Origin of the sequence: Bacteroides zhangwenhongii (assembly GCF_009193325.2) — a bacterium.
GTDB classification, from domain to species: domain Bacteria; phylum Bacteroidota; class Bacteroidia; order Bacteroidales; family Bacteroidaceae; genus Bacteroides; species Bacteroides zhangwenhongii.
On the sequence record NZ_CP059856.1, the window covers coordinates 2,950,626 to 2,968,401 of the forward strand.

Here is a 17,776-nt window from a genome sequence, read left to right on the forward strand (position 1 = left end):
TCAGTATCAAAGCAGTTATTATACCAAAGACAATAATGTAAAAAAAATAATCAGAAAAAAGCTAAGACTTCTTTAATGAAATCCCTTAATTCTGGAGAGCAACCTCGTGAATGTATCTTATTTAAGGCAGGAATTATCCACTTGTTTTTTTTCTTAGTTCCTAAATCCATCCATCCCTCTAACTCACCAACAGGAACAACAAAAATCCCTTTTGCTTTCAAATCATTAATCAAAGCGATAGCCGTTGGTTGAATATCAGAAGACAAGCCAATGATTCCTTTATCCTTAACATCCTTCCATGACGTGAATTCTTTTTCTATCCTTTTATATGCGCTTTTAGCTCCATTCAAAGTATGTTCTCCTCTTTCTAATTGTTCCAAAAATAATCTAATCTCATTTTTTACGTGTTCAAGAATCTCATTTTCACTGATTTTATTAACAGACGCTGCTATTACTTTTCTTTTCTCTAGTAAGTCTACATTTTCTAAATTATCTCCAAGTATTTCAAGTATATTTTTCAAATCAGTGTCACCATTGAAGATATCAATATCAACAATCAGGGCAACAGGTATTTTGGCTTCAACAAGTAATTTTGCAACATCTTTATGAGTTTGTTTGTTATGAGAATGTATAAAAAGAATTTCTTGATTAGACATGTGTTCGACAGATGCTACACTTTGATAAACAGCTCTATCTGCGTCAGCCTCGCACACAACCACCCCTTTATGGAAAATCCCCTCAATTACTCGCTGACTAGACAGTATCGGGCTTTTAGATAGATTATCAGTGGCATTTGGTGGAAGTAAATTATATTCTGTTATATTGTCATGCCTATTTAATCTAAAAATATCCACTTTTTTATCGCTCGACAAAACACCCGATAAGAAATTAGAATTATGAGTACATATTAGAAGTTGCCCTTGAAACAAATCAGAATTATCAATAATCCATTTGCCAAGAAAGCGTGCTTGTGCTGGATGAAGAAAAGCTTCTGGTTCATCAAGAAGAATAATACGATCTTTCGAAAATAATAGCCCTAATATTATTCCTACAAAACTTTTAAATCCATCTCCTTGAGTGTCTATTTTTTGCAAAAACTGTGTGATTTTACATGCTTGCTGAGGGTCATCAGGAATTTTGGGCAGTTCTTTACCAACACGTAAACATAAAGAAATGAGTTCGCTATAATCCAGTTTTATATCCATGTCGAAAGCTGATTTGAATGCTTTTATAAGCAATAATTCATTATTTTCATCTAAGAATAGTGACTGAATTAAATTTGATGGCATATCCAAGTTCGGATTAAATGAAGGTGTCGATAAAACAAGATTTAGACGGGTAGATGAATCTAAATTAGCAACTCTATATTTCGTTATATTTCCTAGAATATAATTATATGATTTATTTATTTGAAAATCAGATTCCAAACTTGGTATATGTAACTCCATTGAGTCTTTTGATAAAAGATCACTTTTTATTCCAAATACAGTCTTATATCCAATGTTATGTATACTATCTTTAATTTCTAGACCTGAATAGAAGTCTTCAATAGAAGATGGTGCATCAAATTCAAAAGAATCGATGATAACAGGCTTACTCTTTTGTCCATTCTCTAATCTTTCTCGAATATCACGTAACGTTTGTGATTTCCCTGTATTATTTGGACCAACAAAAATTGCAATCTTAGTTAGCGGAACATTCTTCCCTTGTTTTGTTGTAAATGATTTTAGTTTCATACAATATGCTCTTTGCGACAAAGATAGTATTTATAATTCACTTTCATATTTAAGTGAGCGTAGAAATTTTTAATTCTCGATATTGAATCTTCCCTTTCTGTCAGATTTGCGGTATTTTCCTCGTATCCCTTCTGTTTTGTAGGGAATGGTATTCGTAAGTTCATCCAATGTCGTTGGAAATGAGCTGATTTTCAGAGATTCGTCATTGAGTATATCCATGATTCATTAATTGTTAGTTTCTCATAATAATCAACCATCATAGTAATAGTTGACATATCAAATCTTTGACAATAGTTCATTGAAGCTCACCTTCCATTGAGATATACAAAATAGCCCTGTTTATTCTACTTAATATCATATGTTGATAGGGCTTGCCTATTGGGTGGTTTCATTCATATTAGATGATACATAGCTGGTATTTCTTATCGTTTCGGTGAATCATCATGGTTGGGTTTAGGCTAATACTCTCTAGTCAGCAACCAAATATCTAAATCAAAAAGTTCCTTTTTCATAGTTGTTATTTCTTAGAAGGCTGTTGATAGCTGTTCGATGTCGGATGTTTTGTACTACAGTCTGTACTTATATGGATAACAAAGTTTGAGATAGCTTATTTATTCGGGGTGCTCTCTCGTGATATATGTAAGGTGGTTCATTCCATTCACAAGCATAAGAAACTGGACGAAGTTGAAACGAGGAGATATATCAAACAGTCAGACGGCATCAGTTATGACGTTTATAGCCTTGAAATGGTTGTAACCACTGCATTCAGGATATGCAGTAAAAAAATATTCTGCTCAGGCAGTTTGTAATAAATGAAATCTGCGCCACCAAGAAAGGTACCCCGATAACATTGTTCTTCTCTTGCGGCAAGGGCTGCAACCTATGGTATAGCTAATGTTCATCCCGTCAGCCACCCGTTCCCGATGCTCGGATGCAAAGGTTGCGTGTGGCTTTGACGGCATTGGCAAGGTCAGGCGGCAGAGCCGTTTCGGGCAGAATCTTCCTCAAACAAGTTCGAGCGTATTCAGCCCCAAAACCTTGCCACTGCCAGCCACACGCTTGAAAGGCATCCGGCAACGGAAACAAGCGACTGATGGGAAATCAGAAGAAAAAGAAAGAACGACTTACAGACAAAGCAGAATATTGATGCTTCATCCGTAAGCCGTTTTCTTTTCTTTTTTAGGGGGTACTATTGCTGCCGCAAACTTAGGGCAGACGGCAAACGGCGCTCTTTCAAGAAAATCAGGTTGCCGTCAGTCGGTAAGCGGAACGGTAGCTGTCAGCCAGCATCCTTTCGATGTCGGATTCACGATAGAGGATTTTGCCACCTAACTGGATGTAGGCTATCCGTCCCTCGTTGCGATAGTCCTGAAGTGTCCGGCGGCTTACCTTCAACCGTGCCGACACTTCCTTGTCGGTGAAGAAACGCTCCCCGTTCAGTGTCGGGCGGTAGTTGGCGGTCAGACGCTCTACGTTGTCCAGCAGACGGTCGAGGCTGCCCATAAAGTGGATTATCCACTCGTTTTCTTTGTTAATCAGTTCGTTCATATTACTCTGGATTTAGTGGAATTATTGTTGCTGCTATATTCAGTTATCAGATAGTTCTGCCTTTGAATTTCGCTTCCTTTCTTCTGTCCTCCACAATGGGGACGATGCGCTGCACGTCTTCGGGGCGGTAGTAGGTCTTGTGGTTTATCTGCGAATAGGCCAATGTGCCGTTGTCCCGAAGTGTCTGCAACGTGCGTGGGCTGATGTTGAGCATCCGGCACACGTCCTGATTGTCCATCCACTTACTCATTTTCTTTTCGCCGTGACGATGGCAGATGGCATCCATACGGCTGACGAAGCGGTCGAACTTGGCGACCAGTTCCTCAAAGGTCTTTCTCTCGATTGATACGATTTCCATATTGTCTTTCTTTTAGTTGTTACTGTTTTTTCTGTCACAAAGGAATATATAATCTGTTATCCTGCAATGGATTTTTCAAAACTGGCAGCATGTTGCGTCGGTGTGGCAGTGGTTGTCTGGGGTACAGATTATCGCCATCACCTTAATTTCGGTTTTTAGAGGAGAAGACGAAACACAAATAAGGGCTTAATTCAAAATTACTCCTGACCGAGTTTTTGCCCTTTCAGACATCCACATCCGGCAAAACGGTGAAGTCCGCACCGCTTTGTCAACCGCCATAAAGCAAAACCATACAAAATTGCCTAAGAGAATCCAAGTGCTTGACCGACTGTATTAAAACACCTTACTTTGCTCCCGACAAACGGTCACCCATGCGCATGAGAGCACCAAGTATTAACTTTCAAAATTTAACAAGATGGCAAAGAAAAGAAACTACGAGAATGACGAAGCATTCAAGAATTTCAGGATAGAGGACTACCTGCCTGAAATGAAATGGCGTGAGCAGGAGGCAAAGGCTTCCGCACAGAAACAGGAAGTAACCACGGCAGAGGCTACTCTCTTCCCTCCGCTGGATGGGACTGACACATCTGCAATGCAGGATACGGTATCTGATGCAGACCGACTGGACAAGCCGGAGATACGGGATGTAGCGGACGTAGAAACGTCAGATAAAACCTCTGTTGAGGATGTCAATACTCCTGCGGGGCAGACTGTCGCCAGACGCATCAGCGGCAAACAGCGCAGGCTCTCGTTGGAGGAGTACCGCGCCACCTACCTGAAAGTCCCGAAACTTGTCAACCGCAAGCCCGTGTTCGTCAGCGAGGAGGTGCGAGACGAGCTGGACAGAATTGTCGGCAACTTCGGGAAGCGCGGCATGAGCGCATCAGGATTGATTGAAAACCTCGTCCGTCTGCACCTCGACACCTACCGTGAGGACTTCGGGCAGTGGCGCAAGCTTTGACGGGATTTCGGAGAACCTGGATGAACCAGTGGATGCATTTCATCGGTTCATCCGATTCTCCAAGTGAATGACTGCACCCAGAGACCAATCCGACAGGCGGAGGATTTTTGTGTCCTCAAAGACACAGCAAGATATATTTTCAGTTACCCGAATAATTCTAAGTAACTGAAAACACCTTCACCGCCGTGGGCAGAATTATCCTCCGCAGTCGGATAATTTCGGGGTTCCTTAATCAAAGATTAAACAATGGACAAGCCATAAAATTAAAAGAATAAGAAGAATGAAAAAGAAGAGCAAGTACGGGAGAAATCCCAAGTTGAATCCGAAGATGCACTGCGTGATGGTGCGCTTCGACGATGTGGAATGGAACAGGTTCCTGACGATGTACGAGGAATCGAACGTGTATGCGAAAGCCGTCTTTCTCAAGGCGCATTTCTTCGGACAGAAGTTCAAGGTGCTGAAGGTGGACAAAGCAATGTTGGAATACTGTACCAGACTGTCTGACTTTCACGCCCAGTTCCGCAACATAGGAACCAATTACAACCAAATTGTGAAGGAATTGCGCATCCATTTTTCGGAAAAGAAAGCAATGGCATTGCTCTACAAGTTGGAGAAACATACCATCGACCTTGTGAAACTGAGCCGGGAGATTGTGGAACTTTCAAGGGAAATGTATGCTAAATGGGAACAACAGAAAGGATAAATTCCATCGTACACCTAAGAAATACGGTAGATACACAACCCTGTGAAATAACGCGAAACACCGAGAATTTCATAGGGTCAGGCATGTCATCATCGGGCGTTCGGAACTATATGCGAAAGATGGGAACCGACCGAAAGGATTGAAAATATAATTCTTATCATAGAAACGACTTTGTCATTATGCGCAGTCGTTTCTATGTTTCATTTACCTCTTTTTACTTCGTAACCAGCACAAAATTACTACTTTTGTAAAATGATTCAAGAGGAGTTCAAATTTTACAAGCCATGTAAGCTATTGCAACCTTACGTGAGATATTATTGGGTATTCAAAAGTAACCAGTTTTTGAATACCCTGACTTTTCCTATCGGTTGCCCTCAGATCATCTTCCATAAACAAGTACCGTTATATATCCCTGAACTGAATGTTACACAAGAAAAAATCACCATCAGTGGACAAGTTAATTTCTCGTCACACCTATATGCTGACGGCAATACAGAAATGATAGTGGTTGTATTCCACCCTCACGCTATGAGTATGTTTCTGAACATGCCGACATCGCCCTTTTACAATCAAGAAGTGTCCGGTTACAGCCTTGAAAACAAAAGTTTGAATGAACTGGCTACACGAATATTCGACTGTGAAAATAATTCTATTTGCATAAGCTATATAGAAAAATGGCTGGTGTCACAAATTGCCGATAATTTAGCTGATACCGCATACAGAATTAAAAGAATAGATGCCGCCATACAGCAAATATATATCACTCCGCAAATCTCTGTAAACGAATTATCTTCTATTGCCTGCCTAAGTAAAAAACAGTTTGAGCGGTTGTTTCATTCATTTGTAGGCATCAATCCCAAGGAATATACCCGTATCGTCCGCTTCCAAAAAGCTTTGGCGCAGATGCAGCATCAAGCGGGCAAAGAAATCAATCAGGCACAAATAGCATACGCCAGCGGTTATGCCGACCAGTCGCACTTTATCCGGGAGTTCAAGAAATTCTGCGGATATACGCCCGTGTCTTTGCTGAAAGTATCAAATCCATATTCCGATTTGTTCACCAATCCCGTATAAATGTCCCGTTTGTTCTATCCGGGGTCAAACGCTTCTCCTACCTTTGCTACCTGATTCATTAAATGAAAATAGCATTAAGTATGAAAGAAGTAAATCCCCAAGAAACCAGCCGGGCATACGCCTTTGAAATGTGGATGAACGCACCTATGCCAATGGTGACGTTCTTTAAGACACTCAACGTGTCACGCCTTGTGAAAATCAGCCGGAAATCGGGCATGAAGTTTAATATGTTGATGTGCTGGTGTATCGGCAAAGCCGCAAGGGACGTGAAAGAATTTTATATGCTGCCCGTTGGCGGTAAACTGATGCAGTACGATACCATTGCAGTAAACACCATTGTCGCCAACAGAAAGGGCGAGGTAAGTTCGTGTGATATTCCTTTCTGTGATGATTTATCTTTGTTTAACCAACACTATCTGCAACTTACCAAACAAGTGGCTGAAAGTTGCGTCAATCACGACTTGACGGAAAGCATGGTTATCGGAACTTCCGCATTGGCACAATATGAAATAGACGGTGCTGTCGGGATGTATAGCGGCATTTTTAATAATCCGTTTCTTATTTGGGGCAAATACAAACGCCGCCTGCTGAAAACGCCGCTCACCATTTCTTTCCAGTTCCACCACACGCAAATGGACGGGGCGCACGCTTCCCGATTTTTAGATGGAGTTCAGAAAGAAATTGATAAATTGAGAATATAAGTTCAGGGAAAAACGCTATCTTTGCAGAACTAACAGAAAAAGAAATAGTTGTTCAACAATATGAAATGGCAGTTGTGCATATAGCTACGCTCAACGAATAGTACATCCAATTATTGCTATTCAGCAATAGACAGGCTTATGTTTTAAGTTTGCCTGTCATTGTTTTGTCATTATCCCTTATTATAAATCTATAAGATTGTCGTGCTGCTTAAAGCGGCAGGATGTATCGTATCATATTGGTTTGAACAAATGAATTATACCTATAAAAAAATCTGGCTCATCGCTTTTCCTGTAATGATGAGCATCCTTATCGAACAACTGATAAATATTACCGATGCTTTGTTTTTAGGGCATGTGGGTGATGTGGAACTGGGCGCATCTGCCATTGCCGGAATATGGTTCTTGGCAATTTATATGCTCGGCTTCGGTTTCAGTTTGGGGTTGCAAGTGGTAATTGCCCGCCGTAACGGAGAACAGCAGTATGCGGAAACGGGAAAAACGTTCTTTCAAGGATTGTTTTTCTTGCTAATACTGGCGGTACTCCTCTGTCTGCTATCCAAGATATTTTCTCCCGTTCTGTTGAAGCATCTGATAACTTCGGATGATGTTTATAATGCGGTTATCCGCTATTTGGATTGGCGTATTTGGGGATTATTGTTCTCTTTCTCGTTCCTTGCCTTACGCTCGTTTTTGGTAGGCATTACACAGACAAAAGCTCTGAACATGGCAGCTTTCACTGCCGTACTGGTAAACATTCCGATGAACTATCTCCTGATATTCGGCTTAGACATGGGTATATCGGGAGCGGCTATCGCATCTTCATTTGCCGAAATGTGTTCGCTGGCTGTATTGGCTGCATATATGTTTCGGCACATTGATAAAAAAGCATATGGCTTATATTGGCATATTGATATAACTATATTGAAAGAGGTATTTTCTATCTCGGTATGGAGTATGCTCCAGTTCTTTACAAGTGTAGCCATTTGGTTTCTGTTCTTCGTGGCTATCGAACGTTTGGGAGAAACGGAATTGGCTGTATCGAACATTGTAAGAAGTGTTTCCGCACTGTTTTCCGTTATCGTCAATGCATTGGCAGGTGTCACCGGTTCTTTGGTGAGTAACCTGATTGGAGCAGGTGAAAAGAAACAAGTTTTTCCGCTTTGCCATAAGATTATCCGTTTAGGATATGCGACAGGCATTCCATTGATTGCTTTTGCGTTGTTCTTTCACCAGCACATTATAGGGGCTTATACGGAAAATCCCGCTATCATACAGCTTGCATGGCCGCCTTTTCTTGTCATGCTATTGAATTACTTCTTTGCACTACCCGGTTACGTCTATCTGAATGCTACAACAGGAACGGGAGCGACTCGGACGGTATTCATTTTTCAGGTGATAACTACTATTGCTTATCTGTTATGCTTATGGGGATTAGATTTTTGTGATGCTCCATTAGCGGCATATTGGGCAGTGGAATACTTATACGTAATGCTGCTTGGTACACAATCCGTCATTTATCTTAAATATAAACAATACTAAGAACTGAAAGTTATGATGAACAAGATATATCCCCGTAAAGGTGACACGCAAACCGTTTATTTGAATGCTGTCGTAAAAGACCCGTCTATCGAAATAGGCGACTATACCATTTACAATGACTTTGTTTCAGACCCGTGTCTGTTTGAGCAAAACAACGTATTGTATCATTATCCCATTAACCATGAACGGCTGATAATTGGAAAGTTCTGTTCTATTGCTTGCGGAGCAAAATTTCTGTTCAACTGCGCCAACCATACCCTGAAATCACTATCGACTTACACGTTTCCGCTGTTCTATGAAGATTGGGAATTGGATAAGGCAAATGTAGCTTCTGCTTGGGACAACAAAGGCGACATCGTAATAGGCAATGATGTATGGATAGGCTATGAAGCTGTAATTATGGCCGGTGTCCATATCGGTGACGGGGCTATTATTGGAACAAGGGCGGTTGTGACGAAAGATGTGCCGCCCTATACCATTGTGGGTGGTGTCCCTGCCAAAGAGATACGAAAGCGGTTCAGTCTTAATATAATAGAACAGATGCAGGATTTGAAATGGTGGGACTGGTCGGTAGATAAGATACGGGAGTTTTTGCCTTATCTGAAAGATGGACGTTGGGATAAATTATAGGCAGTATGAAATCAATCAAGAATCTAATTTCACTCGGCTATTTGCTGATGGCATTATTGGTTATCGGCATAATGTATATTTGGTATAAAGAATGGTGCGATTTAGAGAAATTGGAAGTTCAAAATCGTCATATAGATACTTTTCGCCAAGAATCGCACAAAATATTTGTTTTTCTTATTGAGCTATCTTTATCGGGCGAGACAGTATTGGAGTGGAAAGATGCAGATTTGGAACATTACCATACCCGGCGTATAGCAATCGACAGTATGCTCTGTCGTTTCAAAGTTACCTATCCGGCAGAGCGTATAGACAGTGTACGCCATCTTCTCGAAGATAAGGAACGACAAATGCGTCAAATCGTGCAAGTACTTGAACAGCAACAAGCCATCAACGATAAGATCACTCGTCAAGTACCCGTAATCGTACAGAAAAGTGTGCAGGAACAGCCGCAAAAACCGAAGCGGAAAGGATTTCTCGGCATATTCGGCAAGAAAGAAAAGCCAAAGCTAACCGTGACCACAACAATGCTCCGTTCCCTTGACTGGGACATGATAGCCGAGCAACGGGCGCAAAGCCGCCGTCTGTCGGAACACACCGACAGCCTTGCGGCACGAAACGCGGAACTTAATCGGCAATGGCACGGATTTATACGCCAGATGGATAAAAAGGTGCAAGCCGATCTACAAAAACGGGAAGCCGAGATAACCGCCATGAGGGAACAGTCGTTTATGCAGATAGGTAGCCTGACTGGATTCGTCCTCCTTCTGCTGGTAATCTCATATATCATCATACACCGTAATGCCAACCGAATCAAACGGTACAAACAGAAAACGACTGATTTAATAGGACAGTTGCAACAGTCGGTAGAGCAAAACGAGGCTCTGATAGCCTCTCGCAAGAAAGCCGTGCATACTATCACGCATGAACTGCGCACGCCGCTGACAGCGATAACGGGTTATGCCGGACTGGTGGAAAAAGAGAATGACATAGAACGAATCGGGCGTTATATCTGTAACATCCGGCAATCTTCCGACCGTATATGCGAAATGCTCAACACGTTGCTAAGTTTCTTCCGTTTGGACAATGGCAAGGAACAGCCGAACATTTCTCCTTGCCGGATTTCGGCAATCACGCACATTTTTGAAACGGAGTTTACGCCCATCGCCATGAACAAGGGGCTGGCTCTTACCATAACGAATCAAAAGGATACTATTGTCTTGACCGATAAGGAGCGTATCCTGCAAATCGGCAACAACCTGCTGTCAAACGCCATCAAGTTCACGGAGAACGGTGGCGTTTCTCTGACAACGGACTACGATAACGGTGTCCTGAAACTTATCGTCGAAGATACGGGTACGGGCATGACCGAAGAGGAACAGCAACGGGTGTTCAATGCGTTTGAACGCCTTTCAAATGCCGCTGCGAAAGACGGCTTCGGATTGGGTTTGTCCATCGTGCAAAGTATCGTGGCGATGCTCGGCGGAACAATCAAATTGGAAAGCGAGAAAGGCAGAGGCAGCCGTTTTACGGTGGAAATACCCGCACAGGTTGCCCAAGAACAACAACCACAACAGGCAGCCCGGAATTATACCTGCAACAATGAGAGATACCATGATGTCATTGCCATCGACAATGACGAGGTGTTACTATTGATGCTGAAAGAAATGTATGTACAGGAAGGTGTACACTGCGAAATCTGTACCGATGCAGCGGAACTGATGGAAATGATACGCCGGAAAGAATACAGCCTGCTTCTGACGGATCTGAATATGCCGGAGATCAACGGCTTCGAGCTGTTGAAACTGCTGCGCACCTCTAATGTTGGCAATTCAAAGACTATCCCGGTAGTCGTGACAACCGCTTCTGGCAGTTGCAGCAAGGAGGAACTTATGGAACGTGGATTCGCCGGATGCCTGCTCAAACCGTTCTCCATATCGGAACTGATGGAGGTTTCAGACAAATGCGCCATGAAAGGCAACCGGAATGAAAAGCCGGACTTCACCTCCCTGCTGTCCTACGGCAATGAAGCCGTCATGCTGGATAAACTGATAACGGAAACCGAAAAGGAAATGCAGGCAATCAGGGAAGCGGGTTTAAAGAAAGATCTTCAAGAACTGGACGCCCTGACACACCACCTGCGAAGTTCATGGGAGATACTCCGTGCCGACCAACCGTTAAGGGAACTTTATAGACTGCTTCATAGCGATGGCACACCTGACGATAAAACAATTGGCAATGCTGTAAAAGCTGTGCTGGATAAGGGTTCGGAAATCATCCGGCTGGCAAAAGAAGAAAGGAGAAAATATAATAATGGATAAGACAAAAATCATCGTAGTGGAGGACAACATCGTGTATTGCGAGTTCGTCTGTAACCTGCTGGCACGCGAGGGATTCCACACCGTGCAGGCTTTCCATCTCTCGACCGCGAAGAAATATCTGCAACAAGCCGCAGACGGGGACATCGTGGTTTCCGACCTGCGCCTGCCCGACGGCAACGGTATCGACCTGCTGCGCTGGATGCGCAAGGAGGGCAGGATGCAGCTCTTTGTCATCATGACCGACTATGCCGAAGTGCATACGGCGGTGGAAAGCATGAAACTCGGCTCGCTGGACTACATACCCAAGCAGCTTGTAGAAGACAAGCTCGTCCCTCTGCTCCGTACCATATTAAAAGAACGGCACGCAGGACGAAGCCGTATGCCCCTGTTCTCGCGTGACGGCTCGGCGTTCCAAGCCATCATGAAGCGGATAAGGCTGGTAGCCCCAACCGACATGAGCGTGCTGATATTCGGGGAGAACGGCACGGGCAAGGAGCATATAGTCCACCTGCTGCACGACAAGGGCAAGCGGGCAGGAAAGCCGTTTGTGGCTGTGGACTGCGGTTCGCTCACCAAAGAACTTGCGCCGTCGGCTTTCTTCGGACACGTCAGAGGCGCATTCACGGGTGCGGACAGTGCCAAGAAAGGTTATTTCCATGAAGCCGAAGGCGGCACGCTGTTCTTGGACGAGGTGGGCAACCTCGCACCGGAAACCCAGCAGATGCTTCTGCGTGCCATACAGGAACGGAGATACCGCCCGATAGGTGACAGAACGGACAAAAATTTCAATGTCCGTATCATCGCCGCTACCAACGAGGATCTGGAGAAGGCGGTCAATGAAAAGCGTTTCCGGCAGGACCTATTATACCGCCTGCACGATTTCGAGATAACCGTCCCGCCGTTGCGCGACTGTCAGGAGGACATCATGCCTTTGGCTGAGTTCTTCCGCGAAATTGCGAACCGGGAACTGGAATGCGATGTCATCGGCTTTGACGGGGAAGCCCGCAAGACATTGCTAATCCATGCGTGGCCGGGCAATGTCCGCGAGCTTCGTCAGAAAATCATGGGCGCGGTGTTGCAGGCACAGACGGGTCTTGTCACGAAAGAGCATTTGGAACTTGCCGTGACAAAACCTAACTCACCCGTCAGCTTCGCCCTGCGCAGCGATTCGGAAGACAAGGAACGTGTTTTACGCGCATTGAAGCAGGCGAACGGTAACCGTAAGGTTGCCGCCGAACTGCTCGGGATAGGCCGTACGACGCTGTACAACAAACTGGAAGAATATGGATTGAAGTATAAATTTGAGCAACTATAGCCAGTAATTCACTGGATTTGTATGATTTTGATTATCAGAATTTGGTTAATTCTCAAAATAATATTATCTTCGTATTGAGCTGTTTGAAATGATTGGGAATCATGCAAAATGATGAAGACAGGTGGTTTCTAAACCATTACCTATATCTCTATTATTAGCTTGTAATTTATTGATATCAATCATACATTAGTTAGTGCAACAAATGTGAAACCTGCAAAGATAAAGACATCACGGATAATGGTGATACGCTCTAACGGAAATTCCTTGTGATAGATAGTGAGTAGTTCATCCATTGTCAAGAACTCACGGATAACTTCTTTCATTGGTTATCTTCTTCAAGCACTTCATGTAGCGGATAACCGTATTCTGCTGGCACTCCTTTTCCGTTTTGAGATAGAACTCAAAAGCACGCACCAGTTCGCCATTGACTTCCGACAATGGCAAATCCTCCTTACCGTATTTTAGTTTGATAAGTTCTGCAAGGTAACGCTTACAGCTTTCATAACGGCGGACGGTAATCAAGGCATAATCTTTTCCTACAAGTTCACGGCATTGGTCGTTATGCTCCTGCATGGTTCCGATAAGTGTACGGATAACTTCAGAGGCTTTGTCTTGTCCGAAGAACTTTTCTTGCAACAGGCGGGCAGTGATGAACTGCCCTTGTTCTTCCAGTTCATTGAAAGTCTGGTGGAGTTTGATTCTTGCATCCTCGATATAAGCATTCAAGTCGCAGGATTTGCGGCTCTTGCCTTTGGCGCACTCCTTCGCCTGATTCCACAAGGCTGGTTCGATGCTCTTACGGATATTGTTTTCCACTCGCACACCGTTCACGGTGATACGCATACATACGAAGGCTTCCCCGTTTTTCAGCAGTTTGGCTTTCTTGATAAAGAAAAGCACATTGAATGAGTCTCTTTTCATGTTCTTACAGTTTTTCGTTGTACAAAAGTAGGAAACCATGTACGCTTTTTTGATACGCAAAATGTTGCAAATCAGAGAGAAGTAATCTTATTCGGTGGAGATTTGCGCTCCACCTCTTTTGCTCCACCTTTTGGAACACCAATAACGGTAATATTCTGCCGTTTTTTGCGTCCTCTCGGAAAACAAAAAATCCCGATTTCGTTTGGAAATCAGGATTTTACTGTCTTTTGCCTTTCTTCTAAGTGGTGCCACCAGAACCTGAGTTTCTGAATGAATACGAACAGTTTTGAATGTGCGATTCAGACAAAACGCTGAATAATAGTGCAATATGAATTGTAGTGAATTTTGCCGATTTTCAGATTTATTCAAAAAACGTGGTGACCTGCGTGGTGACCCAACTTGACAAATTGCGGTTTGGATTGTTATATTTGCAGAACCAAAGTGGCTGACTGTGAATAACAGTGAACGCCTCTTTTCAAAATTTTTACTCCGAAAAAAAATATGGCAACAACACCCTCTCCAAAGAAATTGACCCCATTTCACATCCGAAACAAGGACATAGGTAAAGAGTCCGCGACACTCTTTATCCGCATACATACCCGTAAGATTGATGTGCTGGTATCGACCATGCTTCAAGTCGAGGTTGCCGACTGGCAGAAAGCGACGGCATCCCCTCGCGCATGGCTGGCGCATCAAAAGAAGAACTATCAGCTTCACGCCAAACTGATACAGATAGAGGGCATCGTCAAGGCTCATCTTGCAAAGGTGAACTTTGACCGTGAGGCACTTGACATGGATGTGCGTTATATTTCCGAGCCGGAGAAGGTGGACGCTGAACGCCGGGCGATGGAGGAAGCCGCCGAAGCCGAGCGAAAGGCTATCGCAAAACGGGAGGCGGCGAAAGAAAATGCCCGCAAGAAAGCCGAGGAAAAGAAACGTATCGAGGATGAGAAGAACCGCCTTATCTGGCCGTTTCTCGTTCAGTTTGTCGATGGCATAAAAGCGGGGCGCGCAAGATTGGCAGTGACGACTATGCGCCCGGTACCTGCAAGGCGTGGAAAAGTTTTATCGGGGTTTATGAGGGTTTCGACCCATTGCACAAATTCGGATGGACGGATATTGACCGCGCGTTTGTGTCTCGATACATCAACTATTTGCAGAAGCACGGCTACATGGCGAAAGTGATCAACAAGCATCTGACAAACTTGAAGACTCTTATCAATGCCGCCTTTATTGACGGCGTACACGACAACCAAAGGGCGTCAAAAAAGATTAAAGACCGTGACAAGGCTGTCGAAATCTATCTCACCGAGGAGGAACTGCAAGCCCTCTACGAAATGCCGCTGACCGGTAAGAAAGAACATTTCCGTGATGTTTTTCTCATTGGCTGCTATACCTGTCAGCGCGTGAACGATTACAACAACCTTAATGCCAACAACTTTGAGACCACCCGAAAAGGAACGCGCATAATCCGTCTTGTCCAGCAGAAAACCAAGACTGAGGTGACAATCCCTATTCTCAATGAGAACCTTATCACCATCTGCGAGAAATACGGCTACAACATACCGAAAGCCAACGAGCAGGTGCTGAACCGTTACATCAAGGATATTCTGAAAGACCTGTCGGAGCAGTTGCCGTCACTGAAAGAGAAAGTGCCGACCAAGCTCACCATGAAGCAGAAGGAGGCATTGAGAAAGGAGAAGAAAGAGCCGGAAACCGACCTTAACGGCAACGTGATCGTGCCACGCTATGACTGCGTGACAAGTCACACAGCTCGACGCACTGGCATTACTAATATGTATCTCAGCCATAAATACACTATCCTCTAGATGATGCACGTCAGTGGACATAAGACGCAAAAGACCTTCATGGATTACATCAAACTATCCTCCGAAGAGATAGCCGATGAAATCGCCGCCATGTCGAAGAAAGAGAGTGATCTGTGGTAAAATATATCCTTACTCCCCAAATATGGTCAAATGACCATATTTGGGGAGTGGCACCTCTAATCTTTTCATTAATAGCTGTTAATTCAAAATAAATTCGTAACTTTGCATTGCTATATGATTGATGTATTTTCGTATAAATCTTATGTTCATACCTCAGAATATTGTAGATGATCTTCGGCAGAGAGATTGTGAAGAGCTGGCAGATAGACTCGGAATTGAAATCAGTAGGCATAAAGCCTATTGTTTTTTGCACTCCGAATCTGTTCCCAGTCTATCATTCCATCCCTCAAAGAAAAATGTATGGCATTGCTTTTCATGTGGTAAGGGCGGCGATGCTATCAGTTTTATGATGGAGTATGAGAGATGTGGATTTACTGAGGCATGCGAAAAGTTATGTGCAATTTATGGCATGGTACTCCCAAGCGGGAAGCCAACATATGTGCCTAAAAGAAGGTTGACCTCCCAATCTGTTTCGAGGCGGAATAATTTGGACTTTGATAAACCGTTTGATGCTGAGATAGCTGAATGGTTACTTGATAATTTGATTTTGACTCATAATGCTCAACATTTTTTATTCGAAAAGAGAAAACTAAACGAAGAAATTATATACAAAATAGGGATTAAGGCACTAGATGACAGCCGGACAATAAGCCGAACGGCATGGAGGAAATTTGGTGAAGAACGATGTCGCGCAAGTGGGTTGTTTGGAGAAAAAGGTTATCTATCTTTTTGGGTCCCCTGTATAATTTTTCCATACAGAGATAGAAATGGTAAATTATTGGGGCTGCAATCACGGTATATTGGGGATGACAAAAAAGTGCCTCGGTTTCAATTTCTATCTTGTCAAAAGACACATCTCTTCAATATGCCATTGCTGAATGAATTTATGGTTGATAAAGATCTTTATCTCACGGAAGGAGTAACGGATTGCCTGGCTGTGTTATCGAGCGGAAAAGCCGCAATAGCTATTCCAAGTGCCACAATTATACCTGAAGATGATTTATCCCTATTGGAAGGATATAAATTGAAAATGATGCCCGACAATGATGAGGCTGGTTGGGATGGATTTATGAAACTACGACTGGCCTTAGCGAAAAAAGGAATATCCATATTTAAAGAAGATATTCCGGCAGAATACAAGGATTATGGCGAATGGTATTTTTCTAATAGAGATTTTTAATTATGAGGATAAAACCGACTGACATATTTTTGAGTTACTCCAAATTTAAAGGAGAACTTATTAACGAGTTTGAAAAAGATTTAAGGAGTAAGGAAACTATGGAATCAACTCGAAGATTACATGGTTCAAAGGAAAATAGCTTATTCAGTCTTGAAGATAAGTATTATTTACTGACATATATCTTTGATCTCCATAATATAGACGTTATTGAATCAATCAGAAAAGGAAAATTTCCGATTGAAAAAATTGATGTCAAAAGATTCATATGGCAAAATCCTCAATTGATGTTTTACCGCTATATTCTCCTCAAGGATCAGGAGCGGAAGTATAATATTGGTTATTTTACAGAAAAACTCCGTTTAATGATAAAAATATTAGTGGATTTGAATATCTTTTTCTTGGATACCTATATTCTCTGCAAAGTAATGGATATGATATTCAATTGGAACCAACTTGAACAAAAAACACGACCCAATACAAGACCTCTTAGAATAGGATTTAATAATATCCTTATGGTAGAGCATAAAGCCGGAAAGCTTCACTTAATAATAAATGAAAATGGACTAAGAGATTTTGATGTATATAATACAGGCAAACTTAATTTGGGACTTTACTCGGAAGAAGATTTATTGTATTGCCGCAAGGTCTCTGTACCGAATTTCAATCAAGACGTCCGAGAGGCGATTTTTAGAGGAGAAATCAGCGAGAACAAAAAATTTAAATGGAGTGTACTTCTACCTGATCCGGAAGTTGACAGTCCACTCTATAAGGATATATCTGAGTGGATGAATATGATCGGATTTACATCGAATAATTTTAAGAACAAAAATTAAACGTAAGCAC

The 17,776-nt window shown here is 42.8% G+C and carries 17 protein-coding genes and 2 pseudogenes; 14 read left to right on the forward strand and 5 right to left on the reverse strand.

Going from position 1 to position 17,776, the window contains the following annotated elements; translation table 11 throughout:
* Positions 1-50: 50 nt before the first annotated feature.
* Together GD630_RS11810 and GD630_RS11815 are read right to left on the reverse strand one after the other, a co-directional pair.
* Positions 51-1,736: an ATP-dependent nuclease gene (locus tag GD630_RS11810; protein WP_143864844.1), complete on the reverse strand. Its 1,686-nt coding sequence runs from the start codon at positions 1,734-1,736 to the stop codon at positions 51-53.
* 69 nt (positions 1,737-1,805) lie between these two features.
* Positions 1,806-1,955, reverse strand: coding sequence for a hypothetical protein (locus GD630_RS11815; protein ID WP_153260232.1), 150 nt, complete (start codon positions 1,953-1,955; stop codon positions 1,806-1,808).
* Between the two features lie 323 nt (positions 1,956-2,278).
* Between GD630_RS11815 and GD630_RS21340 the strand changes: the two are divergent.
* Positions 2,279-2,631: pseudogene (locus tag GD630_RS21340) on the forward strand (hypothetical protein).
* Entirely contained in the window at positions 2,631-2,897 is a 267-nt protein-coding gene (locus GD630_RS11820) for a hypothetical protein (protein ID WP_143864843.1), read from the forward strand. The pseudogene GD630_RS21340 and the gene GD630_RS11820 overlap by 1 nt, the downstream one beginning before the upstream one ends.
* 81 nt (positions 2,898-2,978) lie before the next feature.
* On the opposite strand, the gene GD630_RS11825 is transcribed toward GD630_RS11820, so the two are convergent.
* Complete coding sequence (locus tag GD630_RS11825) at positions 2,979-3,284, reverse strand: helix-turn-helix domain-containing protein (RefSeq protein WP_143864842.1); 306 nt, start codon at positions 3,282-3,284, stop codon at positions 2,979-2,981.
* Positions 3,285-3,330: 46 nt separating this feature from the next.
* Entirely contained in the window at positions 3,331-3,642 is a 312-nt protein-coding gene (locus tag GD630_RS11830) for a helix-turn-helix domain-containing protein (protein WP_143864841.1), read from the reverse strand.
* Between the two features lie 415 nt (positions 3,643-4,057).
* On the opposite strand from GD630_RS11830, the gene GD630_RS11835 reads away from it, so the two are divergent.
* From GD630_RS11835 to GD630_RS11870, 8 genes are all read left to right on the forward strand, one after another.
* Positions 4,058-4,603, forward strand: a complete 546-nt coding sequence (locus tag GD630_RS11835) for a DUF3408 domain-containing protein (RefSeq protein ID WP_143864840.1) — start codon at positions 4,058-4,060, stop codon at positions 4,601-4,603.
* A 280-nt stretch (positions 4,604-4,883) separates the two neighbouring features.
* Positions 4,884-5,306, forward strand: coding sequence for a conjugal transfer protein MobA (mobA, locus tag GD630_RS11840; RefSeq protein WP_143864839.1), 423 nt, complete (start codon positions 4,884-4,886; stop codon positions 5,304-5,306).
* Between the two features lie 252 nt (positions 5,307-5,558).
* On the forward strand, positions 5,559-6,380 hold the full coding sequence (locus tag GD630_RS11845) for a DUF6597 domain-containing transcriptional factor (protein WP_143864838.1): 822 nt from the start codon (positions 5,559-5,561) through the stop codon (positions 6,378-6,380).
* A gap of 80 nt (positions 6,381-6,460) precedes the next feature.
* Positions 6,461-7,081, forward strand: coding sequence for a CatA-like O-acetyltransferase, family 2 (locus GD630_RS11850; protein WP_143864837.1), 621 nt, complete (start codon positions 6,461-6,463; stop codon positions 7,079-7,081).
* A 249-nt stretch (positions 7,082-7,330) separates the two neighbouring features.
* Positions 7,331-8,620: an MATE family efflux transporter gene (locus GD630_RS11855; protein ID WP_182505598.1), complete on the forward strand. Its 1,290-nt coding sequence runs from the start codon at positions 7,331-7,333 to the stop codon at positions 8,618-8,620.
* Positions 8,621-8,632: 12 nt separating this feature from the next.
* The gene (locus GD630_RS11860; protein WP_143864835.1) at positions 8,633-9,250 is read left to right on the forward strand and encodes a CatB-related O-acetyltransferase; all 618 of its coding nucleotides are present in this window, start codon (positions 8,633-8,635) and stop codon (positions 9,248-9,250) included.
* A gap of 5 nt (positions 9,251-9,255) precedes the next feature.
* Positions 9,256-11,568, forward strand: coding sequence for a hybrid sensor histidine kinase/response regulator (locus GD630_RS11865; protein ID WP_143864834.1), 2,313 nt, complete (start codon positions 9,256-9,258; stop codon positions 11,566-11,568).
* Entirely contained in the window at positions 11,561-12,883 is a 1,323-nt protein-coding gene (locus tag GD630_RS11870) for a sigma-54-dependent transcriptional regulator (protein ID WP_143864833.1), read from the forward strand. The genes GD630_RS11865 and GD630_RS11870 overlap by 8 nt, the downstream gene beginning before the upstream one ends.
* Positions 12,884-13,065: 182 nt before the next feature.
* Here GD630_RS11870 and GD630_RS11875 read toward each other — a convergent pair.
* Positions 13,066-13,804: pseudogene (locus GD630_RS11875) on the reverse strand (phage integrase SAM-like domain and Arm DNA-binding domain-containing protein); the annotation flags it as partial.
* Positions 13,805-14,332: 528 nt separating this feature from the next.
* On the opposite strand from GD630_RS11875, the gene GD630_RS21345 reads away from it, so the two are divergent.
* The 4 genes from GD630_RS21345 to GD630_RS11890 all read left to right on the forward strand — a co-directional run bounded on the left by GD630_RS21345 (position 14,333) and on the right by GD630_RS11890 (position 17,766).
* Positions 14,333-14,989: a hypothetical protein gene (locus GD630_RS21345; protein ID WP_238482903.1), complete on the forward strand. Its 657-nt coding sequence runs from the start codon at positions 14,333-14,335 to the stop codon at positions 14,987-14,989.
* Entirely contained in the window at positions 14,899-15,633 is a 735-nt protein-coding gene (locus GD630_RS11880; RefSeq protein WP_238482904.1) for a phage integrase SAM-like domain-containing protein, read from the forward strand. The genes GD630_RS21345 and GD630_RS11880 overlap by 91 nt, the downstream gene beginning before the upstream one ends.
* A gap of 262 nt (positions 15,634-15,895) precedes the next feature.
* Positions 15,896-16,933: a CHC2 zinc finger domain-containing protein gene (locus GD630_RS11885; RefSeq protein WP_182505599.1), complete on the forward strand. Its 1,038-nt coding sequence runs from the start codon at positions 15,896-15,898 to the stop codon at positions 16,931-16,933.
* A 2-nt stretch (positions 16,934-16,935) separates the two neighbouring features.
* Positions 16,936-17,766 (forward strand): hypothetical protein, encoded by an 831-nt coding sequence (locus GD630_RS11890; protein WP_143864829.1) that lies wholly within the window; start codon positions 16,936-16,938, stop codon positions 17,764-17,766.
* Positions 17,767-17,776 lie beyond the last annotated feature (10 nt).